Below are 25,288 nucleotides of genomic sequence, written 5' to 3' on the forward strand. Positions count from 1 at the left end.
CGATCCCGGTCAGGAAGTGAAGAAGCGTGAGCGCTGGGACTCGATCTTCTTGAGGGTGGCGGTGCCGTCGTCCGGGTGACCGAGCCACTCGACCAGGCCGGGCAGGACGACGGTGGAGATGAAGCCGGGGTCGCTGTCCCGGTCAGCGAACTGGCTGATGTTCTTCGCGGAGTTGATCAGTTCGGCCGACTTGGTCTGCAGAGCGTTGTACGAGCCGGTACCGGCCTGCTCGTTGGCGGCGAGGTTGCTCGGGTCGACGCCCATGTACAGCTCCTCGGCCCGGGCGCCGCCCAGGAACTCCAGGAACTTTTTCGCACCGTCCTCGTTCTTCGGCTTCCGGCTCAGCATGAAGCCGTCGGTGGGTGCCTCGACGGCGTCCAGGCCGTGGACGCCGTCGATCTCGGGGAAGGGGAAGAAGTCGATGTCGCCGCGTATCGCCTCGTCGGTGATCTGCTGGCCGATGAACAGGCCGATGACCGCCATGCCCGACTTCTTGTCGATGAGCGACTGGGCGGCGTCCTGCCATGAACGGCCGCCGCCGCCCGTCTGGTAGTAGGGGGTCAGCTCGCGCCACAGGTCGAAGATTCGCACGACGCGCTTGTCGGTCCAGGAGACCTCGCCGCGCATGAGCTGCATGTGGAAGTCGTAGCCGTTGGCGCGCAGGTCGAGGTAGTCGAAGGCACCGAGGACGGACCAGCTGTCCCCGCCGCCGTAGCCGGCGGTGACCGGAGAGAGTCCGTCCTTCTTCATCCGCTTCGCGAGAGCGATGAAGTCGTCCCAGGTGGCGGGGGCTTCGTACCCTCGGTCCTGGAAGAGACTCCTCCGGTAGAACACCGCCCAGGGGTAGTTGTAGAGCGGAACGAAGTAGTACTTGCCGTCCTCACCGCGCGAGAGCTGCTTGGTGGCGTCGCTGAACCCGTCGCCGATGACGTCCCAGACCTCGTCGACGGGGCTCGCGAGCCCCTTCTTCGCGAAGTACTTCATACGGTGGCCCGCGAACCAGGTGAAGACGTCGTCCGGAGTGCCCTGCAGATAGCTGGTGATGCTCTTCTGAAAGGTGTCGTGGTCGACCGTGTTCGTCTTCACCGTGAGGCCGGAGTCCTGGGTGAACGCCTTCGTGACGGCCTCGTATGCCTTCTTGGGCGTGGCGTCGGCGCCGTTGGAACCGAACGTGACCGTCTTGGGGTCGGCTCCCGGGCCGCCGCCGCAGGCGGTGAGGACGGGAGCGGCCAGAGCGGCCGCGGACAGGCCGAACAGTCCGCCGACCACTCTGCGCCGGCCGGGGCTCTGCGCAGCCAGGGGGAAGCTGCTGTGCTGCGTCATTGGTCGCTCCTCGTGCTCGTGCGTGCTAGGTGCGCGCGGCAGCGCCATTGGTGCGCTGCTGGTGGGTGTCGGATCTGATGAAGCTCTGGATCGCGGTGGCGGCCGCACCGCGCGCCCACTCCTCGAAAGGCAACGGGCGGGTCTGTACGTCGCACTGCACGGCGGAGCCGAACGCGTAGGCGGCGAAGGTGTCGCGGATCTGGTCGGCGAACAGGTCGTAGGCGGCCAGGCCCTCGCCGGAGATGATCACTCGCTCGGGCCCGAACAGGTTGGCCATGGTGGCGATGCCGCGGCCGATCGCCTCGCCGGCAGCGGCGTAGACCTCCCGCACTCCCGGGACCCCCCGGCGCGCGAGGTCCACAGCATGGGCGGAGTCGGTGACCGCGGTCCCCGTCGTCTCGGTGATGCGGGCGAGGATGGCCTGGTCGGCCGCGATCGCCTCCACACAGCCCCGGTTGCCGCACCGGCACATCGGGCCGGCCGGATCGATGGCGACGTGCCCGATTTCGCCGGCCACCCCGTGCGCCCCGGCCACCACCTGCCCATGCACCACGAGTCCGCAGCCGATGCCCGCGCCGACGGTGACCAGAGCAAAGTCGGACAACCCGACGCCGGCGCCGAACCACTGCTCGGCGACGGTCAGGGCACGCACGTCGTTCTCCACGGTGACCGGCAAGCCGGTGATGGTATTGGCGAGTTCGCCGAGCGCCACGCCGCGCCACTCCAGAAACGGCGAGTAGCGGACGGTTCCGTCGAGGCGGTCCACGTCGCCGGAGACGGCGAGGCCGAGGCCGAGCACCGGGACACCGAAGCCTTCGGCCTCGGTGAGCAGCTCCCGCACAAGCTCCGAGATCGCGGCGAGCACTGCTGCCGGGGCCTGATCCGTCAGCGGCAGGTGCCGGGCCACGCGGATCCGGCAGCACAGGTCGGTGAGGACGCCGATGAGTTCGTCGCCGGTCGCCTTGATTCCGACGAACAGCGCTCGGCCGGCGTCGACCCGCACCGGATTGGCCGGTCGCCCCAGTGCCCGGCGGGCGTCGTCGACGTCCTCCACGAGATACCCGGCCCCGATCAGCGGCCGTACCGCCTTGGTCACCGCCGCGGCTGACAGCCCCGTGCGCTCGGCCACCTCGGAACGGGTGAGGGGACCGTGCGAGAGCAGCGTGGTGAAGATCTGGGCGGCGGCGGGCGTCTGTGCCGGTAGGGCCTCGGGAGGGGGCGTCGGAGGGGAAGTCGACTGCATGGCCGGGAACTTAGGGCCCTTATTTTCTGCTGTCAATGAAAGAAGCGGTAACTTGCGAAAACTCTGGTGGTGCTCGCTCAAAGCATTCAAACTGGGTGCTGTGCATACCAGTTGACAGCTGATCGAAGGTCACGTTTGCTCACGGTCAGCATCGTCCCCGCTTGGAGCGTGAGGCCTCATGCCGCTGATCTCCCATTCTCCCGAGGCCGGGGTCTGGCTGCTCACCACCCCGCGCACGTCGTACGCCTTGCGTATCGACGAGACCGGTGCACCCGGCCATGTCGGGTGGGGACCACGGCTGTCCCTGGCGGAGGCCCTGGAGCTGGCCGTTCCGCTGCAGGAGGCGCACAGCAGTTTCGAAGGGCGACGTGCGGTGGGCGAGGAGCTGCCGGCGGATGACGGCGTCCACTACGGGCCGCCGTCGCTGCAGGTACGCCATATCGACGGCACCCGCGGTTTCGAGTGGTGGCTTCAGGGGCACGAGGTGCTCCGGCAGCCGTCATCCGGCACGGAGGAGCTGGTCCTGAGGTTCCGCGACCGTCTGTACCCACTGGAGGTGGCGCTGCACTACCGGGTACGCGAGGACACCGACGTCATCGAGCGCCGGACCGTGCTGCGCAACGCGGGCGCCAACCGTGTCGACCTGCTGCGCGCCGACTCCGCCGCCTGGACGCTCCCACCACTGCCCGGGTACCGGCTCAGCCATGTCACCGGCCAGTGGTCGGCGGAGACCCAACTGCGCCGAGAGCCGCTGCCGTACGGCGAGACCGTGCTGACCAGTCGCCGCGGCATCACAGGTCATCACGCCAACCCGTGGGTCATGGTGGACGCAGGCGAGGCCGATGAGGAACACGGCCGGGTCTGGAGCGCGGCCCTGGCCTGGAGCGGCGGCTGGCGCGTCACGGCGCAGCGCACGCCCGACGGCCGGGCCGGCTTCACCGCCGGCGTCGGACACGAGGGCACGGTCCTGCCACTCGGTCCGGGCGAGAGGTTCGAGACGCCGATGTGTGCCGGGCTGTTTACTGACGGCGGGTTCGGTGCCACCACCGAGGCGTGGCATGACTACATCCGGACCCATGTGCTGCCGCGCGCGGGCGAGTTGGCTCCCGTGCTCTACAACTCCTGGGAGGCGACGGGCTACAACGTCGACGAGGACGGCCAGCAGGCGCTGGCCAAGCGGGCTGCCGCGCTCGGCGTGGAGCTGTTCGTCGTGGACGACGGCTGGTTCGGCGCGCGCCGCAGCGACCGCTCGGGCCTCGGCGACTGGACGCCGACCCCCGACCGGTTCCCCGACGGGCTCGGCCCGTTGGCCGACCAGGTGCACGGGCTCGGCATGCGGTTCGGGATCTGGGTCGAGCCGGAGATGGTCAATCCGGACAGCGACCTGTACCGCGAGCACCCCGACTGGGTGTTGCACCTGCCCGGTCGGCCACGCACCGAGATGCGCAATCAGCTGGTCCTCGACTTCTCCCGACAGGAGATCGCGGACTGGGCGTACGGCTGGCTCACCCGGCTGGTCGCCGACCACGGCATCGACTTCCTGAAGTGGGACATGAACCGCGCCATTGGCGAGGCGGGCCGGCCCGGCGAACCTGGTGGCGGCGATGCACTGTGGACGCGGTACGTGACCAATTTGTACGGGGTCCTCGACCGGCTGCGTGCCGACCATCCGCAGCTGCGCATAGAGACGTGCAGCGGCGGTGGCGGCCGAGTCGACCTGGGCGTCCTCGCACGCACCGACCAGGCGTGGACGTCCGACAACACCGACGCCGAGGACCGGCTTGCCATCCAGCACGGCTTCGCCCACATCTATCCGGCGTGCTCCATGTCCGCGTGGGTGACGGACGTGCCGAACCAGCTCACCGGCCGCTCCGTACCCTTGTCGTTCCGCTTCCACGTGGCGATGTCCGGCCTGCTCGGCATCGGCGGCGACCTCTCCCGCTGGACGGAGGACGAGGTCACCGAGGCCGCCGGACTGGTGGTCACCTACAAGCGGGTACGTCATCTGGTCCAGCAGGGTGCCATGTACCGCCTCTGCGGGCCGGCGGGAGAGGGCCCGACCGTCGTGCAATACGCCGGAGACGGCGCCGACGAGGTGCTGCTCCTTGCGTGGCAGCGCGGACCACGGCACGGTGCCCCGCGCCAACCGGTCCGCCTGCGGGGCTTGACCCCGGGCGCCCGCTACCGCGACACGTGCACCGGAACGGTCCACCATGCGAGGATCCTTGCCGACTACGGGCTGCACCTGGACCTGCCGCCCGGCGACTGGGCGAGCACGGTGTTGCACCTGGTACGTGTCCCGGCAGAGGGCTCGTGACATGTTGTCCATACCCGACGGACTGCGTCGATGCAGCGGGCGGAGAACGAAGCGACCCTGGGGGTGCCGCCCGACACGGAACGCTCCCTGAGGCAGGACGGCGCGGCGGAAGGGCCGGCCGGTCGGCCGAGGTGTCACCGACGGTGGCGCGTTCGGGGCGACCGTGGGCCCCGTGGCCGACCGCCGCCCCAACGGGCGTACCTTCCGGCGGAAGACGTGGAGGTGCGTGTGCAGCCGCTCCACCGCTGCGGCAAGCAGCGTACTCCCCGACGCCGAGGCCAGCGCCTCGATGCCGACCCGTGCGGCGGGCGCGATGCTTCACCCGCTCCCGTCTGTGACAACCCATCGACCAGCTGGTTTCTATAGGATTCTGTAGAACTTGACGGCACAACACACAGTGCCCTGCAGGTGCCAACCGAGCCGTGGCGGAGTGCGACGGGGTGTGGTCCGCGACCTTCTCGCATCTTATATCCGGTTTGTAGTGGAGATTCATCGACCCGATCCCTGCAGGGGCCTTGACGCGGGTCGGGATGCTCCCCGAGCATCACGGCAACAAAATCCTATTTGATTCGGGGCATCATCATGAGCCGTCGCAGAACCGCCATGACAGCCGCCGTCTCCCTCGTAGTCCTGGTCGCCGCCTCATCGGCCTGCACCATCAAGAACTCGGACGAGCCGGGCGTCGCGAGCGCCGCTTCCGGGAGGACCGGCGACGGGACGGCCAAGCTGGCCGACGGCTCCGCGACCAAGGTCGCGCTCGTACCGGGCGGCGCCCACCCCTACTTCCAGCCCTGGAAGCAGGCCGGCGAGAAGGCCGAGAAAACGCTGGGACTGGGCGACGTCACCTTCGACGAGACCGCCGAGTGGGACCAGCAGAAGCAGAACAACCTGGTCTCGACGCTCGCCGCCCGCGGCTACAACGCCTTCGGCATCTTCGGCGTCTCCCCGACCGACATCAACACCACCTTCGCCGACCTCAAATCCCAGGGCTTCGCCGTCGCGTCCCTGGCCTCCTGTCCGGCCGGCGACACGAACGAGGCGGACTTCTGCCTCTCCACGGACGTCGAACTGGCCGCGTACAAGGCCGCGAAGGCCGCCATCGAAGCCATGCACGGCAAGGGCGCCCTCGTCCATCTGACCGGCAACAACGTGGACGCCAACACCCAGTTGCGCAGGCGGGGGGTGGAGAAGGCGGTGAAGGAGACCGGCGGCAAAGGCACGCTGCTGCAGACCATCACCGACATCGACAAGGATCTTCAGACCGCCCAGAAGGCCGTGTCCGACCTGCTCGCCGCCAAGGGTGCGCAGATCGCGGGCATCGTCTCCACCGCATACAACCCGGCGGTCGCCGCCGCCGAGGCCGTGCGGGAGTCCGGCTCCAGGGCCAAGGTCGTGGCCATCGACGACGACGCCAAGATCCTCTCGTCGATCAAGAACGGCTCCGTCAGTGCCACCGTCGTGCAGAACCCGGTCGGTCAGGCGGAGATCGGCGCCTGGGCGCTCGCCCTGCTGCAGACGAAGCAGTGCACCATGAAGGATCCCGGCAAGATCGTCGACTCCGGCTCCTTCGTCGTCACGAAGGACAACGTCTCCGACTACGACGACGCACGCAAAGCCAAGACGGCGGAACTGAAGAAGCAGTTCGCCGACGAGTTCCTCACCTGCGGCTGACCGCCGGGCCTCCGACACAGAAAGTCGGTACGCGCATGACCCTCATCACCAACGCGACGGCCCTGCTGGCCGACATCGCCGTGGAGACCGACCGCACCGACGCCGTGCAGTCGTTCGTCAAACAGGAGACCGTCCTCGTCACCATCACCACGGCCGATGGCCTGGTGGGTACCGGCTACGCCTACACGATCGGTACCGGCGGCAGTTCGGTGGTGGCGCTGCTCCGGGAGCACCTGCTGCCCCTCCTCACCGGCAAGGACGCTCGCAACGTCGAAGGCCTCTGGCAGTCCCTGTTCGCCCACACCCGAGCCACGACCACCGGCGCCATCACCTCACTGGCGCTCGCCGCCGTGGACACCGCCCTGTGGGACCTGCGCTGCAAGCGTGCCTCAGAACCGCTGTGGCGGCTGGCGGGCGGGCACCGCCAGGAGATCCCGGTCTACGACACCGAGGGCGGCTGGCTGCACCTCGACACTGAGGACCTGGTCAAGTCCGCGCTCGCGGCGAGAGACGCCGGGTTCTCCGGGGTCAAGATCAAGGTGGGCAAGCCGCACGTCGCCGAGGACGCGGAGCGGTTGCGCGCCGTCCGTGGCGCTGTCGGCCCCGGGCTGCACATCATGACGGACGCCAACCAGTCCCAGTCGCTGTCCTCCGCCGTGCAACTCGCCGCAGCCCTTGAACCGTACGGCCCGTACTGGCTCGAGGAGCCCCTGCCCGCCGACGACATCAGCGGCCATGCCCGGCTGGCCCGCTCGACCCGGATCCCGATCGCCGTCGGCGAGTCCCTGTACGCGCCCATGCAGTTCCGCAGTTACCTGGAGGCCGGCGGCGCCTCCATCGTGCAAGTGGACGTCGCCCGTGTCGGCGGCATCACCCCGTGGCTGAAGGTCGCTCACCTCGCGGAGACCTTCAACGTCCGGGTCTGTCCGCACTTCCTGATGGAACTGCACGTCAGCCTGGTCGCCGCGGTGCCCAACGGCGTGTTCGTCGAGTACATCCCGCAGCTGCGCGCCGTGACCCGCACCGAGATGGCCCTGCACAACGGCCTCGCCGTGGCGCCGGACGAGCCCGGCATCGGCATCGACTGGGACATGGACGCCATCGACGACCGGAGGGTCTCATGAAGACGGCGGTCACACCCACCGACAGCGAGACCGACCGTCCTTCCGAGGGGGCCCGCGCGGCCCACCGGCTCCCGTTCTGGGTCAATCAGCGGCTCGGCCTGCTCGTGCTCATCGTCGCGCTCGCGGCCCTGTTCGGCGTGCTACGCCCCGCCTTCTTCGACGAGCGGCTGGTGCTTTTCCCCCTCCTGAGGGAGATCTCGACGCTCACCGTGGTGGCACTCGCGCAGATGGTTGTCCTGTCCATCGGACACATGAACCTCGCCGTGGGACGCATGGCCGCCTTCGGTGCCTTGTTCGCAGGGTTCGGCTACGACCGGCTCGGACTGCCGCTGCCGCTCGGCCTCGTGCTGTGCCTCGTCGCCGGGGGAGCCATCGGGGCCCTCACCGGCTGGATCATCGCCCGCACCGGCGTGAACTCGTTCGTCGTGACGCTGGCCATGGATTTCGCCCTGCTGGGTCTGGTGTCCTTGCTCTACTCGGCCCTCACCGAGAACGCCGCGTTCACCACCCGGCCCGACGGGCTCGCGGAGCTGCGTTCCTACTCGCTCGCGGACATCTGCGCCGGCCCGATCTGCGGCTCACCCGCCATCCCGCAGCTGGCCCAGTTCACCGTGCTCGCCCTGGCCGGCCTCGGCTTCCTCTACGCCCGCACCCGCTTGGGCCGGGAACTGCTGCTGACCGGCGCCAACCCCGCCGCCGCCGAGCTGTCGGGTATCCCCACCGGCCGCCGGATCATCCTGGCCCACGCGTTGTCCGGGCTGCTCGCGGCCCTCGCCGGCTTCATGGCCGCCGTCGGCACCGGCACGTTCCGCGCCTCCATCGGCGACGACTTCATGCTCCCCTCGTTCCTCGGCGCCGTCCTCGGTGGGACCCTCCTCACCGGTGGTGTCGTCTCCGTCATCGGAGCCCTGCTCGGCACCTCCCTCGTCGGCGTCATCCGCAAGGGGCTCGACCTGCTCAGCGTCGGTCTCGAAAGCCTCAACATCTACCTCGGCTGCGTGCTCCTGTTGGCCCTGTCCGCGGACCGGGTGCGCACCGTCGTGTCCTATCGCAAGGTGGTGCGCTCCACATGACGACGCTCCGCGACAAACAGGCCTTGGCCCTCCCGGCCCTGCGGCGCTTCACCGGGTCCGCCACGACGACCCTGCTGTGCGTGGTCGTCGTCGGTTACGTGGGCCTCGGCATCGCCTCCTCCGGTTCCTTCTTCGAAGGCTCCTCCCTCCGCACGTTCCTCCAGTACCTCGCCACACCCGTCCTCATCGGCCTGGCCCAGATGGTGGCTCTGTGCGTCGGGCAGCTCAATCTCGCCGTCGGCGCGCTGGGCGGGTTCACCGCCTGCCTGATGGGTGTACTGATGGCCGACCAAGGGGTGCCCGCCGGCCTCGCCGTGCTGACCGGCGTCCTCACCGCCACCCTGATCGGGCTGCTCACCGGCGTGTTCATCGTCGCCACCCGCATCAACGGCTTCATCGTCACCCTCGGCACGATGACGATCCTGGTGGGCGCGCAGTACCGGCTCTCCGGCACCCGTACCATCGACGGCTACTCGACGACGCTCCGCGACTTCGGCCACGCGGCGCCGCTGAACATCCCCCTCGTCTTCGTCACCGCTCTCGCCGCGGCCACGCTGCTCGCCGCCTTCATGTACCGCACCATCGCCGGCCGACGGCTGCTGGCCGCCGGCGGCAACCCGCTCGCGGCCCGCCTGTCCGGCATCTCCACCGACCGGCAGATCGTGCTCGCCCACACCTTGTCCGGCCTGCTCGTCGGCCTCGCCGCGCTGATCGCCACCGCCTCACTGCCCGGCGTCAACCGCAGCGTCGGCGGAGACTGGCTGCTACCCAGCTTCGCCGCTCCCATCATCGGCGGCGTCGCGCTCACCGGTGGCTCGGTCGCGGTGCTCGGCACCGTGCTGGCCGCTTTCGTGATGCGGCTCATCGACACCGCGCGGGCCCAGTTCTCCCTCGACCCAAGCTGGGTGAACTTCCTCATCGGCCTGGTCGTCCTCGGCACCGTCGTCGGCGGCCGCATCCACCAGACCCACCTCGAGAAGAAGGGCAGGGCACCCGGACGCACACCACCCGCGCCACCGGAAGGCGACACGCCGCCGGCCGCGGTCCTGCCGAGCACGGGAGGCGCCCGATGAGCGACCAGGTTCTGCTGGAATGCGAGAACATCGTCAAGGTCTTCCCCGGAGTACGCGCCCTCGACGGCGTGAGCCTGACCCTGACCGCCGGTACCGTGCACGCCCTGCTCGGGGAGAACGGCGCGGGCAAGTCCACGCTGATCAAAATGATCACCGGGGTGCACCCGCCCGACGGCGGCAGACTGCTCCGTCACGGCGAGGAGATCCACCTGCGCTCCCCGCTGGAGGCCACCCGGGCCGGCATCGGCGTGGTCCACCAGGAGCGCAACCTGATCCCCGGCTTCTCCGTGGCCGAGAACATCACGCTCCAGAACCCGCCCTCGCGCCGGGGACTGGTCGATCGGGAGGCAATGACCGCCCTCGCCCAGCGCTGCCTGGCCAAGCTCGGCCTGGACCTCGACCCGCATCGACCGGTACGCGAACTCTCCGTGGCCATACAGCAGTTGGTCGAAATCGCCAAGGCCCTGTACACCGACAGCCAGGTGCTGCTTCTTGACGAGCCCACCGCCTCGCTCTCCCCCGGGGAAGCGGAGCGCCTCTTCGACGTCGTACGACGGCTCAAGGAGCGCGGGACCTGCGTGGTGTTCGTCAGCCACAAGCTCGAGGAGGTCTTCGCGATCTGCGACACCGTCACCGTCCTGCGCGACGGCCGACCGGTGCTCGAGTCGGCGCCCCTCGCCGAGTACGCCCAGGACGAGGTGGTCACCCTCATGGTCGGCCGAGCCCACTCGGTGACGGACCTGACGCCGCGCGCGGTGGACACCTCCGTACCACCGGCCCTGTCCCTGTCGGGACTGTGCACGGCGGCCGGACATCAGGACGTCTCGCTCGACGTCCGGCCCGGCGAGATCGTCGGCTTGTACGGTCTGGTCGGCGCCGGCCGCAGCGAACTGGTCAAGGCCGTCCTCGGCCTCGACCGGATCACGGCCGGCGAGATCCGCGTGTGCGGCCGACCCGCGCGGATCAGCTCCCCGCGGGAGGCCCTGCACACCTACGGCATCGGCTATCTGACAGAAAACCGCAAAGAGGAAGGCGTCTTCCTGGAGCAGCCCATCATCCGGAACATCACCGTGACGGTGTGGAACACACTCGGCCGGTTCCTCGGCGACATCTCCCCACGCCGGGAAAGGGAGGTCGCACAGGACCACGTCGACCGTCTCGGAATACGTGTCTCCGGGTTGCAGCAGAACGCAGGTGAACTGTCCGGCGGCAACCAGCAGAAGGTGAGCCTGGCGAAGTGGCTCGCGGCCGATACCCGGCTGCTGGTCGTCGACGAACCGACCGTCGGTGTGGACGTGCGGGCCAAGCATGCCTTCCACGAGCTGATCTGGGAGCTGGCCCGCGACGGCCTGCCGATCCTGCTCATCAGCAGCGACCTGACCGAGATGATCACCCTCGCCGACCGGGTGGTGGTCATGGCCGACCACCGCGTCCGCGGGAAGGTGGACAACGACCACGACTACGACCGGATGAGCGGGAAGATCATCCGGATGATCCACGACCGTGCCGCCTCGGCCGTGACCGCGAAGGGCTCCGCCACCTGAAGCGGCTTGCCCAGGTCTTCCAAGTCCTCCCCGAAAGGGTGGAGGAGTACCGGGCGCTACGCCGCGACGTAGCCGAACCGGTCCTCGACCGGCTGCGGCGCTCCCCCATCGCCGACGACTTGATCCGCCTCCTCGGCGAGCGGCTGTTCGCCTGCTTCGAGTACCACGGTGACGACCTCGCGGCCGACCTGGCCGCCATGGCCGAGAACCCGGCCACCCAAACATGGTGGCGACTCACCGCACCCTGCCGGCGGCCCGTCGGCGAAGCGGGCCCCGGTGAGTGGTGGGCGGACATGGAACAGGTCTTCCTCTTGGAGTAGGCCCACGATCCGTCCGCACCACCTCGCAACCACCACGCGGTAGGAGCCCGTACTTACTTACCGCGACCGCAGGGAGAAGTCCCTGCCCGGTGCCGTATGGGAGGCTCTGCGCGAGCAGGAGCTACTCCCCGCTGGTGTGCCGACTCCGGAAGGAAGCCGCTCGTGAGCATGGTCGACGCCCATCACCACCTGTGGGACCTCGCCGTACGCGACCAGGAGTGGATCGACGGGCCCGAACTGGCCCCGTTGCGGCGCTCCTTCGTCCTCGCGGACCTGGAGGCCGAGACCCGGGCGGCCGGGATCACGGCCACGGTCGTGTTGGAGACGGTCAACGTCGCCGAGGAGACGGGCGAGTTGCTGGCCCTCGCCGAGGCCAGTGATCTGATCGGGGCGGTCGTGGGGTGGACCGACCTCACGGCCCCGCACGTCGCCGATGTCTTGGAGGCGCTGCGGTCCCTGCCCGGCGGGGGATACCTGCGTGGCATCCGCCACCAGGTCCAGGCGGAGCCCGACCCCGACTGGCTGACTCGGCCGGATGTCCTGCGCGGCCTGCGCACGGTCGCCTCGGCGGGGCTCGTCTACGACCTGGTTGTCCTGCCGCACCAACTGCCCGCGGCGGCGCGGGCGGCCGCCGCCATACCCGGGCTGACCTTCGTCCTGGAACACCTCGGCAAGCCGCCGATCGTCTCCGGGCCGAACGAGCCGTGGGCGCGGCAGTTGCGGGAACTGGCATCCCTGCCGAACACGGTGTGCAAACTCTCCGGCATGGTGACCGAGGCAGACTGGACGTCGTGGACCGTCGACGACCTGAGACCGTACGCGGACACCGTGATCGACGCCTTCGGTCCCCGGCGCCTGATGTTCGGCTCGGACTGGCCGGTGTGCACCCTCGCCGCGAGCTATGGCGAGGTCGTGCACTCCGCCCAGGCTCTCACCGCAGACCTCGCCCCGGCCGAGCAGGCCGAGGTGTGGGGGGCACCGCGCGGCGCGCCTACCGGATGGCCGGGACGCACGCGGGCTGATCCCGCACCAGAGCGCCAGCTGATCCGGTCACTCCCCCTCGAACCGGGTCAGCTGGCGCTCCAGGCTGCGCGTGAGGTGATCGGCCATCGCCTCGGCGGCCCGTTCGGGCCGACGGCGCAGAATCACCCGCACCACGCGCTCGTGCTCGTGCAGGGTGGGGTCGCCTGCGTCCTGGTTGCTGCTTAGGCGGAAAATGTGCAGGTGAGAGTGGAGCCGCTCCACCGCGTCAGCGAGCAGCGGCCGGTGGGTGGCTTCCGCGACAGCATCGTGGAAGCGCTGGTCCAGTGCAGCGAAGTCGCGATAGGAGGCGTATGGCCCGCCGGGGCCCGTCGGGTGGACCAGCATGGCCTCCAGCGTCGCTTCGATGGCGTCGAGCTGCCCCTCGTCCGCGTTGCGGGCAGCGAGCGCCGCGGCGCGCGGCTCCAGGAGCAACCGCATTTCGAACAGCTCCTCCACGCCCTGCCGCGTCAGCAACTCGGTCGCACGGTATCCAGACAGGGACCGTTTGACCACGAGACCGTCGGACTCCAGCCGGGCGAGAGCCTCGCGTACGGGAGTCGGCGAGACGTCGAGAGCACTGGCCATGGCCTCGATACCGACGCGCGCCCCCGGGGCGATCTCATAGTCCATGATCCTGGCCTTGATGACCTCGTAGACACTGTCGGACAGGGCTTGCCGGACCGGCGCGGTGGTCGGCTCACTCGCCCTGTCCGCATGAGCGGGGACAGGGGGGTCGTGTGCCGACATCAGGGTCTCCCTGCGCTCAGTGTGCTGTGACCACCAGCAGTTTAGCGACGTACGTCAGTGCCCAGCGGCCGCGGAAACAGCACGTCTGTTCTACTGCAACATGCCCCCCGACCTTGACGCGGACCAGGCAGCACAGGCCTTGCACACGACAGCGGTCGAACTGCGGACCCGCTACCCACATTTCCCAGCCAGATGGGCCGGTTACGTCCACATCGGCCCGTAGACCCTGACCGCTTCCGCACAGCCTGCGCAGGAGGCAACCGGGTTGTACGGGAAGGTAGCCGGCGTTACGGCAACTGGCGACTGACGGACATTGAACGCTTTATAGGTGAACAGGTTGCCGTACTTCGTCAGCCCGGTACCCCCAACTCCGCCACGAAAAGCAGCGTGTGGACCTGGGTGCGGAGGAACGAGCGCCAGGTCTGCTGGGATGCACGCTGCGGTGCGGGCGGTAGACCAGAACGGCGCAGGACGCGCCGGACCGTAGCGGCGGCAACCCGATGACCGAGCCGGCGCAGCTCACCCTGGATCCTGACGTACCCCCAGGTCGGGTTCTCTCTTGCCATGGACAGCAAGACGAAGTTCCTGATCCGAGATCGCGAACGACCCCGACGGTCTGCAGGAGGCGGGCGCCCTCAGTGTCCGCGGTGGAGGGTGGGAGGGCGGTGGCGGACAGGGTCACAATCCGGTCCACGCCGAAGATGTCGGCGAGTTCGCTGCGGGTGACGTCGAAAAGCACTGCAGGAACTCCGAACTCCGCGGCGACACATGTGCCGTGGGACTCTCAGTGGATGGAGGCGGTCACAACAACAGCGTTGCCGATCGAGGCGCTTCCGGCGACTCCGGTTCCGCCCCACCCGCTCACCCTGTGCCGCTCGAAACGTCATCGCTGCTGATCACGTTGAGGCCATCGGCGCGGCGCATTCCGAACGTCGCGGTCACCACGGTGTCCGCTGCCTCGTGGACGGCCCGGTCACGGACGAGGTGCCGTACGCGCATCAGCGGGTCGGAGACAACTGCCAGGGTCAGGCGGACTCCGCACACAGTTCCCGGAGCGGTCGTCAGGTTCGCCTCGTGGACGGGCGTCCCTTCCGCACATCTTGGACTCCTTCCGCCTGGAAGGACGCCGGCGACGGGGAAGCAACTCGCGTTCACACCGTTGACACAGCGTTGCGGCACACCCAGAATCCCTCCGAGGAATCAGTCACACATGAATAGAAATTCAAATGGCGCCTGAAGCGCACCTCCCCGACTCCGCACGCACCAACAACCGTGGCGAGCGAACGGCGAGCCGTGGACGGAGAACCACAGTCCCATCCCGGCGCGGCGCACACCTCGCCGCTCGGCTGAGCCGCCCCACACGCCCATACCCGGCAACAAGTAGCAGTCAGCACCTGGAGGTGCCAGTGGATCACCGATCTCAGACCCGTACCGCCCGCCCCGCGTTCTCGTCCCGCCTCTCCCGTACCACCGTCGTCGGCGCGGCCGTTGTCTGCCTCGCGCTGACGGTCACCCCGGCCGCGTCGGCGGGCGGACATCAGCATCACCTCGTCGGCGCCGACAGCCACACCGGCATACCGTCGGTCGCACCGCGCACCATCGTCACAACCGACCCGGAGCTGGACGACCTCAACTCGATGCTACGCATGCTGCTCTACAGCAACGAGATCAACATCGCCGGCCTGGTCTACTCCTCCAGCCAGCACCACTACAAGGGCGACCCGAACCGCGGTCTGGAACCGCACCGCTGGCCCGCCCCCGGCGCGCGGCTGCACATCGACGAGGCCGTGGACGCGTACGCCAAGGTCTATCCGAACCTCGTCCGGCACGACCCGCGTTACCCCTCGCCCGCCCGGCTACGGTCGCTGATCGCGACGGGCAACGTCGACGACGTGGGCGACATGAGGGCCGACACCAAGGGCTCCGACCTGATCGCGAAGGTGCTGCTGGACGACAAACCCGGCCAGGTGTTCCTCCAGGCCTGGGGCGGGTCGAACACCATCGCCCGTGCTCTGAAGTCGATCCAGGACCAGTACCAGGGCACACCACACTGGCGCTCCGTCTACAAGAAGATCGTGAACAAGGCGGTCATCACCAGCTTCGGCCAGCAGGACTCCACGTTCGAGAAGTACATCAAGCCGAACTGGCCCGACATCCAGAACCGTGAGGTGGCCACCTCCATCTGGGGATACGGCTCCCGCAGCGTGACCCGTCCGGAAGAAGCGTTCTACCACTCGGCCGAGTGGACCAAGGCCAACGTCTCTGATGTGGGGCCGATGGGCGCCTCATACCGTGTCTGGGGCGACGGCAAGCAGATGGCCGGGGGCTTCGACGACGAGGACTACTTCGGACTGTCCGGGTACACCTCCGAGGAACTCAGGGCGATGGGTTACCTGGTTTGGACCCCACCACAGCCCAAGGGTTCGTGGATCTCCGAGGGCGACTCCTCCAACTTCGCGCTCCTCGTCGACAACGGCCTGCGCAACTACCAGGACCCGAGCTGGGGCGGCTGGGGCGGCCGACAGACCGTCGATCCCGAGGATCCTCGCCGATGGTCCAACGAGGGCGCCCAGGACGCCGACGAGACAGGCGCCAAGCCCCGCGACTACGCGGCCGCCCGCTGGTTCTCCGCCTTCCAGAACGACTTCGCCGCCCGCCTGCAGTGGAGCGTCAGCAAGTTCCGCGACGCGAACCACAGCCCACGTGTCCGGGTCGACCAGAGTCTGGACCTCACTCGCCGCGCGGGCGAGTCCGTCACGCTCACCTCCCGTACGAGCGACCCGGACGGCGATCCCGTCAAGCTCCGGTGGTGGCAGTACAAGGAGGCCGGGACATACCCCGGCCGCGTCGACCTCGAGGCCCCGGACAAGAACACGGGCGAGGCGGCAGGAAAGGGCGGCGTACGGCTGACCGTCCCCGGAGACGCCGAACGCGGTCAAACCATCCATCTCATCCTGGAGGCCACGGACGACGGCACGCCCGCCCTCACCAGCTACCAGCGGGTCGTCATCACCGTCCGCTGAGGCCGTGCCGATCGTGTGCGCGCCGACGGGAACGGCGTACGCGCGTCCTGGGCAGCGTATGCCCGCGCACCGGTCCGGCCGTCCTCGGCCCAGAGGAGGCGTACGTCGAGGCCGTCATATGACAGAGAAGGCGCAAGGAGGACGGCGCCAGGCGGCCCGGTCCGGGCCCGTCCGGTCGAGCGCGGTGCTGGACCGGCGTCCGCTGGGCTCCGCCCATCCCAGCACCTGTCCGGGCCGCCGGCAGACTCCGTCCTGTGCCGTTCAGAAACCCGTCGCGGCAGGTCAGGCCGTGTACCTGTACTCGTTGATCAGGCCGCCGAGGACACGAGTGCGGAGTAGCCATCGACTGATGCTCAGAAGCCGTATCTCAACCGATCATGGAACGTGCAAGTCGAACAGGTTTCCCGCCGGGGTGATCTTCCGGTGGTAGGCGCATGAAGGCAGGGCCCCTTGGTAGCTCGGAGGTGCGAACCGAACCAAGCAGTACCAGGAGGCCCTGTTGTCGCAGTTGTACGCGCGCACGCCCGCTGATCTCAACTCGGGCGCTCGATCGTGTGCGCGTCTCGCGCATGTGTACGGCAGTGCGGCTGACCGTCCCGACCGAGTGCGCCGGTATCCGTCGGACGTGGAAGATCGGGGCCTCCACCGTCCTGGTGATGAGGAATCTGTCGGTGCATTCAGCGCGGGCTGTGCGTATCCATCGTTCGGCGAACGCGTTGGACCGTGGACTTTGCGGCCGAGTCGGGATGACGGCAGTGCCATTGCCGGCGAAGACGGCGTCGAACGCGGCGGTGAACTTGCTGTCCCGGTCTCGAATGAGGAACCGGAAGCGCCCGGCTCTGCCCTCAAGGTCCATGAGCAGGTTGCGGGCAAGCTGGGTAACCCATGCGCCGGTCCGAGGGACAGGGCAATGCCTCTGCAGCCAAACAGCCTCGTAGGGACGGAACTTGGCGGCGGCGCTCAGACCGCCCCGGGTATCACGAGCCCCGACTCGTACGCCACTATCACCAGCTGCGCCCGGTCACGTGCCCCCAACTTGCCCATGATCCGGCTGACATGGGTCTTCGCGGTGAGCGGGCTGAGCCCCAGCGCTTCGGCGATCTCGGTGTTGTTGAACCCGCGCGCGACCAGGGTGAGCACCTGCCGCTCCCGCTCGGACAGCCCGTCCGGGCCGCCCACCGCTGACGTCGCCGTGTCGGGTGCGCGCAGGAAACGGGCGATGAGCCGTGAGGTGGGTCCTGGCGAGAGCAGGGAGTCCCCGGCGGCCACGGTCCGGATGGCGTCGAGGAGTTCGGCCGGCCGGATGTCCTTCACCAGGAAGCCGGACGCCCCGGCCCGCAGCGCGTCGACGATGTGCTCGTCGGTGTCGTACGTCGTCAGGACGAGCACCTTCACGCCCGCCAGGTCCTCGTCGGCGGCGATGAGCCGGGTCGCCTCGATGCCGTCCAGGTCGGGCATGCGGATGTCCATCACGACGAGGTCGGCCCTCGCGGAACGGGCGAGGTCCACGGCCTGCCGCCCGGTGCCCGCCTCGGCGACGACCTCCATGTCCCCGGCGGACGCGACGAGCATCGTGAACGAGGCCCGTACGAGGGTCTGGTCGTCGGCGAGCAGTACGCGGATCGGCATCGGGGCCGTCACGAGGGCTCCTCCCGGGGCAGGGGCAGCTCGGCGGTCACTTCGAAGCCCACGGTGGGGCCCGGTCCGGCGTCCAGTGTGCCGCCCACGCTACGGGCCCGCTCACGCATCCCGACGAGCCCGAACCCCGGCGCGCCGCCGACGGCTCCCTGCCCGTGCCCCACCCCGTTGCGCACCGCGCTACTCACCCCGTGGCCCGTCCCCTGGCCCGTCCCCTGCCCCGCCCCGTCGTCGGTGATGGTCACCCGCAGGGTCCCCTCCGCCGCCCGCAGTCCCACCCGGACGGTCAAGTCGTCGCGGCCCCCGTGGCGTACGGCGTTGGTGAGCGCCTCCTGCACGATCCGGTAGGCGGCGGCGCCCACCGAGGGCGGTACGCCGTCCGCGTGGACGGACAGTTCGACCTTGGCTCCGGCCACCCTGGCCGCCTCCGCGAGCGCGCCCAGCCCGTCGAGCCCGGGCAGCGGCGCGCGCCCGTCCGGAGAGCCGAGCCCGGAACCGGAACTCGATCCGGAGCCGGGTTCGGCCACCCACTCCCGTTCCCCTCCGACACTCACGCTCATCTCGTTCGCCCGCAGCACCTCCAGCGTCGTACGCAACTCGCCCCGGGCCGTCCGGCAGGTCTCCGCGATGTCGTCGAGCGCCTGGGCGACCGCCTTGCGGTCGAGCCGGTCCGGATCCGCGGTGAGGACGTGGGCCGCCACGGACGTCTGCACACCGATCAGGGTGATGCTGTGCGCGAGCAGGTCGTGCAGGTCGCGGGCGATCCGCAGCCGCTCCTCGACGACCCGGCGCCGCGCCTCCTCCTCGCGGGTCCGTTCGGCCCGCTCGGCCCGCTCGACGATGGAGGCGACGTACTGGCGGTAGAAGCGGGCGTCGACGCCGAAGAACAGGACCGCGATGATCCAGCCGGAGATCCGCAGGAGCTCCACTGCCCCGTCCGGGTTGGTGAAGCTGTTGATGATCAGCGTCGGGCCGAGGACGACGACAGCGGTGAGCAGCGAGCGGCGTACCGTGCCGGTCGCCGCGACCGTGTAGAGCGCCAGGAGGGTCGCGGGGATCGGTACGGCGTGGTTGTAGTCGAGGGCGTGGTGCGTGGTGACGCAGGCCGCCACCGCGAGCAGCACGAGCAGCGGACGGCTGCGCCGCCACACGAGCGGCACATGGGCGCCGGCCAGCAGGGCCCAGCCGGGCGGGCCGAGCGGGCGTCCGTCGTCGATGAGCAACGCGAAGATGACGGCGAGCACGGCGACACCGACGGCGAGGAACGCGTCGTTGCGGGTGCGGTGCGGCGCGGTGAGCGGGTCCCGGTTGATGACCGCCATGACGCGCTCGATCCGGCGGGGCCGCGCGTCACCCCGTACGACGGTGGTTCTCAGGTCCCCTGCGGCTGAGGTCGCTCCCCGATCTTGCACGACTCCATCTTCCGTCATGGGGGCGCCTCTCCGGCAGAAGGCAGAAGACGCGCCCGGTCGGCTGTGGTGAGCCCGGCAGGTCAGGGCGCGCCGACCTGTTCCGGCTGCCGCGGCGGCTCGGTCGGTTCGGACGGCCCGGCGCCGGGCGCGGGTTCGCGGGAGAGGGCGCCCGGCCACCACATCTTCCGGCGCAGGGCGACGCTGGCACTGGTCACCAGGTACGTCCGTACGAGGAAGGTGTCGAGGAGTACGCCGACGGCGATCACGAAGCCGAGTTCGACGAGTTGCACGAGCCCCATGTTCATCAGCACAGCGAAGGTCGCGGCGAGGACCAGGCCGGCCGAGGCGATGACGGCGCCTGTGCTCCGCAGGGCGGTGAGCGCGGCGGCGGCCGGTTCCGCGCCGGCCAGGGACTCCTCCCGCATCCGGTGCATGAGGAAGATGCCGTAGTCGACGCCGAGGGCGACGAGGAACACGAAGGACAGCAGCCCGAGCCCCGGATCGGTTCCCTTGATGCCGAGGACCGGCCCGAAGACCAGCCCGCCGATCCCGAGGGCCGCGCCCCAGACCGCGACCACGGCGGCCACCAGGATGAGCGACGCGACGAGACTGCGCAGCAGGACGAACAGGATGAGCAGCACCGAGACGAGGACCAGGGGTACGACGATCTTCGTGTCCCGGCTGTTGGTGTCCTCCAGGTCGATCTGCTCGGCGCTGTCCCCGCCGACGTACGAGCCCTTCAGTTCGCTGCGCAGGGACTTGATGGTGGCGGTCTCTCCCGCCGACTGGGGTGTGTCCTTCGCGATGACGGAGATCTCGGCCCAGCCGTCTCCGGTACGGCCCTTCTCAGCGCTCTCGACTCCCCGGGTGTCCCGGATCGCCGCGAGGGTCCGGTCGACGCGGTCCGCCGGGGTGATCACGTCGATGGGCTGGGTGCCGCGCTCGGGGTAAGCCCGGGCGAGGGTCTCCATGGCGGTGACGGCCTCCGGCTTGGTGACGAAGGAGTCCTCCTGCTTGACCGGTCCCGGCAGGTTGAGCGTGCCGAGGGCGAGTGCGCCGAGCAGGACGGCTCCGGTCGCGAGCACGGTCAGCGGCCTGCGTCCGGCGGAGTCGCCCATCGCGGCGAAGAGGCTCCGCCGCTGTTTGGGTTCGCTGCCGTAGGCCGGTACGAGCGGCCAGAAGACCCGCCGCCCGAGCAGTACGAGGACGGCGGGGAGCAGTGTCAGCATCGCGATCAGCGCGCACAGCACACCGACCGTGCCGAGCGGGCCCATGCCGCGGCTGCTGTTGAGATCGGCGGCGAGCAGGCACAGCAGGCCGGCGGCGACGGTGCCGGAGGAGGCGAGCACGGCGGGCCCGCAGCCGCGCAGGGCGGCGACCATGGCCTCGTACGGGCGCTCGATGCGCCGCAGTTCCTCCCGGTAGCGGGAGACGAGGAGCAGTGCGTAGTCGGTGCCCGCGCCGAACACGAGGATCGTCATCACGGCGGAGCTCTGGCCCGTGACGGTGGTACCGAAGGCCTGGTTGAGCCCGTACGCGACGCCCATCGACATGAGGTCGGCGATGCCGGCGACTACGAGCGGCACGAGCCACAGCACCGGGCTGCGGTAGATCAGGATCAGCAGGAGGGCGACGACGGCGACGGTGGTGTAGAGCAGTGGCCCGCCGAGTGAGTCGTAGACCTTCCCGGCGTCGGTGCCGAGCGCTCCGGTGCCGCCCACCTCGACGCTCAGCCCGTCCTGGCCGCGGGCGATGCCCCGGACGTCCTCGACGAGCGCGTCCCGCAGCTTCTCGTCGCTCCCGGGCTCGTTGCTGACGACGGGGTACATGAGGGTCGTACCGTCGTCGGACGGAATCCCCTTGGGCGCCCCGCCGACCAGCTCATGCGCTTCGGCGATCTCCTCGACCTGCCCGGCCGCCACCCGCCGGTCGTCGGCGCTCAGCCCGCCGCCCCGGTGATACACGATCACCATCTCGGTGCTCTCGCCCCCGGGCAGCGCGTCCTGTATCCGGGCCACTTGGGTCGAGTCGGCGCTGGAGGGCAGGTAGTCGGTGGCCCGGTCGTGCTGCACGTCGGCGAGCTTCGCCGCGAACGGGCCGACCAGCGCGAGCACGGCCACCCATAGCCCGAGCAGCGCCCAGGGCACGGCCCGCCTGCGTCCCACGCCCTTCGTGGTTGTCTTCCCGACCGTCATGAGCAGATCTCCCTCGCTACGACGACTACCGTTTCAGCTGTCAGCCTTCCGGCACGGGGAGGGGTTTACGTCGGACGGGAGGGGGAGCCTGCGGGTACTGCCTGGGGTGGCGGGGGGTGCGGATTACTCCCCCGGGAGTAATGGGAGCCGCGGGTGCATGTTCGCCTGCGGGTGGGTGGGGGCTGGTCGCGCAGTTCCCCGCGCCCCTGAAAAACGGGGCTACGCCCCAGTTTTTCGCCTTCAGGGCCTTCAGGGCTTTCAGGGGCGCGGGGAACGGCGCAATCCTTGGCCTTTGGCCTCGATCGTTCATGAGTCCTCGTCGGTGTGCTGACGGGGACTCTGTGTTTGCGAGGTGCGGTCTTTCGGGGTTGGGGCAGGCTGAGGGCCCGGCTCTCGTGTCGGGTGGACGCCGGGTTCCACTTCACCGGTGTAGTGGTGCGGTCAGTCGGGGCGGGTGAAATAGCTGGTCAGCCTGGGTTCGGCAGAGCGTGGAGCCTGTTGATTGCGTGTTATGTGGCGTACACCGACGGCGAGTGGGAGCGGCTGGAGAACGCCTGCCGTACGGTCATCGACGCAAGCCGCCGTCGGCAGCGCGAACTGCTGAACCTCGCGGCGAGCGGTCAGGATCCCCGAGTCAGCCGCCGGCACAGCGAAGCGGACATCGCCTGGCTGATGCTCCGGGACGGCCCGCTCGCCGGGCACGCGTACTGCTCCTACGTCCGGGGCTACGTGCGTAAGCACCCGGATGCCTCCTACGCCGCGGTGCGCTCGGTGCGCGAGAGCCTGTTCCCGACGCCGCGCGTCCAGATCGCCTACCGCCTGCTGTTCGGTCTGCTCAGCGGCGTGGTGCCGGACGGCATCGACGACCTGGAGGTCGGCGACATCGAGTGGGCGGGCGAGGCGACGATTCTCCTGGCCTACTACAAGGGGCGCAACCGGCCGGGAGGGCGCCGCCCCGCCCCGGCAGGCCGTTCGGCTGCTGGAGCAGTGGCTCGCGCACGCCGCCCAGCTACGGACCTTCGCCCCGCCGGAGCTGCGGGAGGCGCTGTGGATCCCGGCCGAGCCGCACGGCACGAACGGAATCGTCGGCCACCAGCGGACCCACAAGCCGCAGCGGGACTTCATCCGTGACCTGAAGCTCGTGGACGATGCCGGGATGCGGCTGGAGGTCCACCGGGGCCGGATCCGTGCCACCTACGAGGAGCGGCTGGCCCGCCATGGATGGACCGGGCGCACCACCATCGACCCCAACCACACGGCCCGGACCGAAGGCGATCACTACGTCACCCCCACGACGCCGGCCCAGCTGGACGCCGTGGAGTCGATCATCGAGGACGGGCAGGCCGACATCCTGCGCAAGGCCCTGCCGCCGGTGGTGCTGACCAGCGAGGCCGCGGCGGAGCTGGCTGCCGCCTTCCCCGAGGCGGTGCGGCGCCTGCAGCTGGACGCGGAGGCGATGGCTGAGCTGGTGGGCGGCGAACGCGATGTGTTCACCGCGGCCTGCGCGGACCAGCTGGCCGGAGTGCACGGCCCGAAGGGCAAGCCGTGCCCCGCCCGGCCGTGGGTGTGCCTGCTGTGCCCGCTGGCGCTGTTCCTGCCTCGGCACACCACTAACCTGCTGCGGCTGTAGGCGTTCTTCGCCCGGCGGTTCCGGCAGATGCCGGTCGTCCAGTTCGTGCGGGTCTTCGACCCCTACGCCGAGCGGCTCGACAACGAGATCCTCCCCAGGCTCTCCGCGCAGGTGAGGGCAGATGCCCAGCTCCATGTCGCGATGGACACAGCCACCAACCCGGCATCCCGCTGGCTCTTCCCCAGCCGCCGGGCAGGCCAGCCGTTCCGCCCCGACCACCTGTCCGCGCTCCTCAACAAGGTAGGCGTCACGGCCGCAGCCGCCCGCGGCGCCGCCATCCGGCAACAACTCCTGGAGATACCCGCCCCCGTCGTCGCGGACGCTCTCGGCTACCACGACAAGACCACCACCCGAATCCTCAGAGAGACCGGCGGGACATGGAGCCGGTACGCCTCAGGAGACCACCTACAGTCACCATCCGGCTGGCCCCCGCAAAGTCCTGGCGCTGGGACGCGACCGGGGTCTGCCGAGTGAAATCCCCTCGCTCCACAAGGGCAAGGCGGGTGATACTCCGCCCCATGAACGAGATCATCTTACGAACTGCTGAGCCCGATGAGGCGGGAGTGCTCACGGCGCTGACACGGCGGTCGAAGGGGCACTGGGGTTATCCACAGGCGATGCTGGATCGGATGGCGGAAATGCTGTCGGTCAGCTCCGCCACCATTCGTGACGGGCATGTCGTTGTCGCGGAGCGGAACGGTGTGGTGGCGGGCTATTACCAGATCACAGGCGAACCTCCGCACGGCGACCTGGCAGACCTGTTCCTCGAACCTGGGGTGATCGGCACCGGGCTGGGGCGGACGCTCTGGGAACACGCCGTCGCCTCGGCCCGCAGCGCGGGCTTTCACACCCTGACCCTGGAATCCGACCCTCACGCCGAAGGGTTCTACCTGCGTATGGGAGCCGAGCGCATCGGCGAACGAGAGGTCGCCCCAGGCCGAGTACTTCCAGTCTTGAGGGTCGCCATCCACACGACATGACAGCCCCGGGCGGGGGTGGGACCAGTGCTTCGCGCTCTCGCCGAGCTGATCAACGACCTCGGCATCCCCACTCCAGGACTCATCCCGACCATCGGTCAGCATCTCCAGGAGGGCTGCCCCCGTTGTCGCACGCCGATGCCCTGCCGGAGGTTACCTACGGTCACCATCCAGGCGGGCTCCACGGAGAATGGGGCCTGACCTGCAGCTTCCCTCGCCTGCGTCAGCCCTGACGTGAATCCGATGACCTCGCACGTGGAGTGCGTCGCCATTCTGGAGCCTGTGTCGAAGGGCCCATGACCTGGTCTTCTGTGGATTCTTCCGGTCGATGGCCGGTCGAGTCGATCTGATTCCAACATTGCAAGACGTGAAACGCGTCAGATGCTCACGAACGCGGCTGACCTGCCGTTCCGTGGGGCCGTGCGGGGATGACGGAGCTCCGGTCGGGCGCCGGATCGACACCGGCATCCTTCAGGATCTTCCATACGGTCGAGGCGGCCACCTTCACTCCCAGCACGAGCAGCTCGCCGTGAAGGCGCCTGTAGCCCCAGTTCGGATTCTCCCTCGCCAGGCGCAGTACCAGAATCCGGATGGACCGTGCTGTACGAGGTCGACCGGGTCGCTTGGGCCGCGATAAGGCGGCATGACGGCGCCTGGCGAGATCGCGATGCCAGCGCAGCACCGTGTCAGGACGCACGAGCAGCCGCACGCGCCGCAGAACCGGCAACGGCAGCCGGTGCAGCAGCGCCGCCAGGAACGCCCGGTCGCCCGGAGCGAACCGTACTCGAGCACCGCCGAGTTGGCGTTCGAGCACTGTGATCTGATGGCGGAGGGCCAGGATCTCCGCATCCTGGTTCCGGTCGCTCATCGGCAGCAGACGCAGCAGCGCGAACGCGTTGGTCACTCCCAGGTAGGCCAGTCGCAGCAGCACGGTCGATCATCATGACGCGTCGAC

The 25,288-nt window shown here is 69.3% G+C and carries 18 protein-coding genes and 3 pseudogenes; 13 read left to right on the top strand and 8 right to left on the bottom strand.

The annotated features are described in order from the left end of the window. Nucleotides 1-9 precede the first annotated feature (9 nt). Both ACWDSL_RS08540 and ACWDSL_RS08545 read right to left on the bottom strand, forming a co-directional pair. On the bottom strand, nucleotides 10-1,323 hold the full coding sequence (locus ACWDSL_RS08540; protein ID WP_450483042.1) for an ABC transporter substrate-binding protein: 1,314 nt from the start codon (nucleotides 1,321-1,323) through the stop codon (nucleotides 10-12). A gap of 25 nt (nucleotides 1,324-1,348) precedes the next feature. After that, nucleotides 1,349-2,566: an ROK family protein gene (locus ACWDSL_RS08545; protein ID WP_450483044.1), complete on the bottom strand. Its 1,218-nt coding sequence runs from the start codon at nucleotides 2,564-2,566 to the stop codon at nucleotides 1,349-1,351. Between the two features lie 178 nt (nucleotides 2,567-2,744). Here ACWDSL_RS08545 and ACWDSL_RS08550 point away from each other — a divergent pair, with 178 nt between their 5' ends. The 8 genes and pseudogenes from ACWDSL_RS08550 (at nucleotide 2,745) to ACWDSL_RS08585 (ending at nucleotide 12,710) form a co-directional block, all read left to right on the top strand. Next, nucleotides 2,745-4,883 carry an alpha-galactosidase gene (locus ACWDSL_RS08550; protein ID WP_450483046.1) on the top strand — a complete coding sequence of 713 codons (2,139 nt, stop codon included), beginning with the start codon at nucleotides 2,745-2,747 and terminating at the stop codon, nucleotides 4,881-4,883. A gap of 582 nt (nucleotides 4,884-5,465) precedes the next feature. Beyond that, nucleotides 5,466-6,554 carry a sugar ABC transporter substrate-binding protein gene (locus ACWDSL_RS08555; RefSeq protein WP_450483048.1) on the top strand — a complete coding sequence of 363 codons (1,089 nt, stop codon included), beginning with the start codon at nucleotides 5,466-5,468 and terminating at the stop codon, nucleotides 6,552-6,554. Between the two features lie 35 nt (nucleotides 6,555-6,589). Next, nucleotides 6,590-7,678 carry a mandelate racemase/muconate lactonizing enzyme family protein gene (locus ACWDSL_RS08560; protein ID WP_450483050.1) on the top strand — a complete coding sequence of 363 codons (1,089 nt, stop codon included), beginning with the start codon at nucleotides 6,590-6,592 and terminating at the stop codon, nucleotides 7,676-7,678. After that, nucleotides 7,675-8,751 carry an ABC transporter permease gene (locus tag ACWDSL_RS08565; protein ID WP_450483051.1) on the top strand — a complete coding sequence of 359 codons (1,077 nt, stop codon included), beginning with the start codon at nucleotides 7,675-7,677 and terminating at the stop codon, nucleotides 8,749-8,751. The genes ACWDSL_RS08560 and ACWDSL_RS08565 overlap by 4 nt, the downstream gene beginning before the upstream one ends. Beyond that, the gene (locus ACWDSL_RS08570) at nucleotides 8,748-9,824 is read left to right on the top strand and encodes an ABC transporter permease (protein ID WP_450483053.1); all 1,077 of its coding nucleotides are present in this window, start codon (nucleotides 8,748-8,750) and stop codon (nucleotides 9,822-9,824) included. The genes ACWDSL_RS08565 and ACWDSL_RS08570 overlap by 4 nt, the downstream gene beginning before the upstream one ends. After that, complete coding sequence (locus ACWDSL_RS08575) at nucleotides 9,821-11,368, top strand: sugar ABC transporter ATP-binding protein (protein ID WP_450483055.1); 1,548 nt, start codon at nucleotides 9,821-9,823, stop codon at nucleotides 11,366-11,368. The genes ACWDSL_RS08570 and ACWDSL_RS08575 overlap by 4 nt, the downstream gene beginning before the upstream one ends. Before the next feature lie 38 nt (nucleotides 11,369-11,406). Next, entirely contained in the window at nucleotides 11,407-11,688 is a 282-nt protein-coding gene (locus ACWDSL_RS08580) for an L-rhamnose mutarotase (protein WP_450483057.1), read from the top strand. A 168-nt stretch (nucleotides 11,689-11,856) separates the two neighbouring features. Continuing rightward, nucleotides 11,857-12,710, top strand: a pseudogene (locus ACWDSL_RS08585) (amidohydrolase family protein). Nucleotides 12,711-12,738: 28 nt separating this feature from the next. Here ACWDSL_RS08585 and ACWDSL_RS08590 read toward each other — a convergent pair. After that, the gene (locus ACWDSL_RS08590) at nucleotides 12,739-13,458 is read right to left on the bottom strand and encodes a GntR family transcriptional regulator (RefSeq protein WP_450483059.1); all 720 of its coding nucleotides are present in this window, start codon (nucleotides 13,456-13,458) and stop codon (nucleotides 12,739-12,741) included. A gap of 380 nt (nucleotides 13,459-13,838) precedes the next feature. Then, a pseudogene (locus ACWDSL_RS08595) lies at nucleotides 13,839-14,024 on the bottom strand (IS3 family transposase); the annotation flags it as partial. A gap of 840 nt (nucleotides 14,025-14,864) precedes the next feature. Between ACWDSL_RS08595 and ACWDSL_RS08600 the strand changes: the two are divergent. Next, on the top strand, nucleotides 14,865-16,481 hold the full coding sequence (locus ACWDSL_RS08600) for a nucleoside hydrolase-like domain-containing protein (RefSeq protein ID WP_450483061.1): 1,617 nt from the start codon (nucleotides 14,865-14,867) through the stop codon (nucleotides 16,479-16,481). 960 nt (nucleotides 16,482-17,441) lie between these two features. On the opposite strand, the gene ACWDSL_RS08605 is transcribed toward ACWDSL_RS08600, so the two are convergent. From ACWDSL_RS08605 to ACWDSL_RS08615, 3 genes are all read right to left on the bottom strand, one after another. Next, entirely contained in the window at nucleotides 17,442-18,110 is a 669-nt protein-coding gene (locus ACWDSL_RS08605; RefSeq protein WP_450483083.1) for a response regulator, read from the bottom strand. 8 nt (nucleotides 18,111-18,118) lie between these two features. Then, on the bottom strand, nucleotides 18,119-19,441 hold the full coding sequence (locus ACWDSL_RS08610; RefSeq protein ID WP_450483063.1) for a sensor histidine kinase: 1,323 nt from the start codon (nucleotides 19,439-19,441) through the stop codon (nucleotides 18,119-18,121). Nucleotides 19,442-19,611: 170 nt separating this feature from the next. After that, complete coding sequence (locus ACWDSL_RS08615) at nucleotides 19,612-21,726, bottom strand: MMPL family transporter (RefSeq protein WP_450483065.1); 2,115 nt, start codon at nucleotides 21,724-21,726, stop codon at nucleotides 19,612-19,614. A 513-nt stretch (nucleotides 21,727-22,239) separates the two neighbouring features. On the opposite strand from ACWDSL_RS08615, the gene ACWDSL_RS08620 reads away from it, so the two are divergent. Genes ACWDSL_RS08620 through ACWDSL_RS08635 form a run of 4 tightly spaced genes read left to right on the top strand, consistent with a single transcriptional unit; the run spans nucleotide 22,240 to nucleotide 24,336 of the window. Continuing rightward, nucleotides 22,240-22,857 (top strand): hypothetical protein, encoded by a 618-nt coding sequence (locus tag ACWDSL_RS08620; RefSeq protein ID WP_450483067.1) that lies wholly within the window; start codon nucleotides 22,240-22,242, stop codon nucleotides 22,855-22,857. Nucleotides 22,858-22,867: 10 nt separating this feature from the next. Then, nucleotides 22,868-23,356: a hypothetical protein gene (locus ACWDSL_RS08625; RefSeq protein WP_450483069.1), complete on the top strand. Its 489-nt coding sequence runs from the start codon at nucleotides 22,868-22,870 to the stop codon at nucleotides 23,354-23,356. Between the two features lie 27 nt (nucleotides 23,357-23,383). Then, complete coding sequence (locus ACWDSL_RS08630; RefSeq protein WP_450483071.1) at nucleotides 23,384-23,830, top strand: hypothetical protein; 447 nt, start codon at nucleotides 23,384-23,386, stop codon at nucleotides 23,828-23,830. A gap of 44 nt (nucleotides 23,831-23,874) precedes the next feature. Further along, complete coding sequence (locus ACWDSL_RS08635; RefSeq protein WP_450483073.1) at nucleotides 23,875-24,336, top strand: GNAT family N-acetyltransferase; 462 nt, start codon at nucleotides 23,875-23,877, stop codon at nucleotides 24,334-24,336. A 430-nt stretch (nucleotides 24,337-24,766) separates the two neighbouring features. On the opposite strand, the pseudogene ACWDSL_RS08640 reads toward ACWDSL_RS08635, so the two are convergent. Further along, nucleotides 24,767-25,264, bottom strand: a pseudogene (locus ACWDSL_RS08640) (helix-turn-helix domain-containing protein); the annotation flags it as partial. Nucleotides 25,265-25,288: the final 24 nt, after the last annotated feature.

Source organism: Streptomyces sp. NPDC000941 (assembly GCF_053599555.1).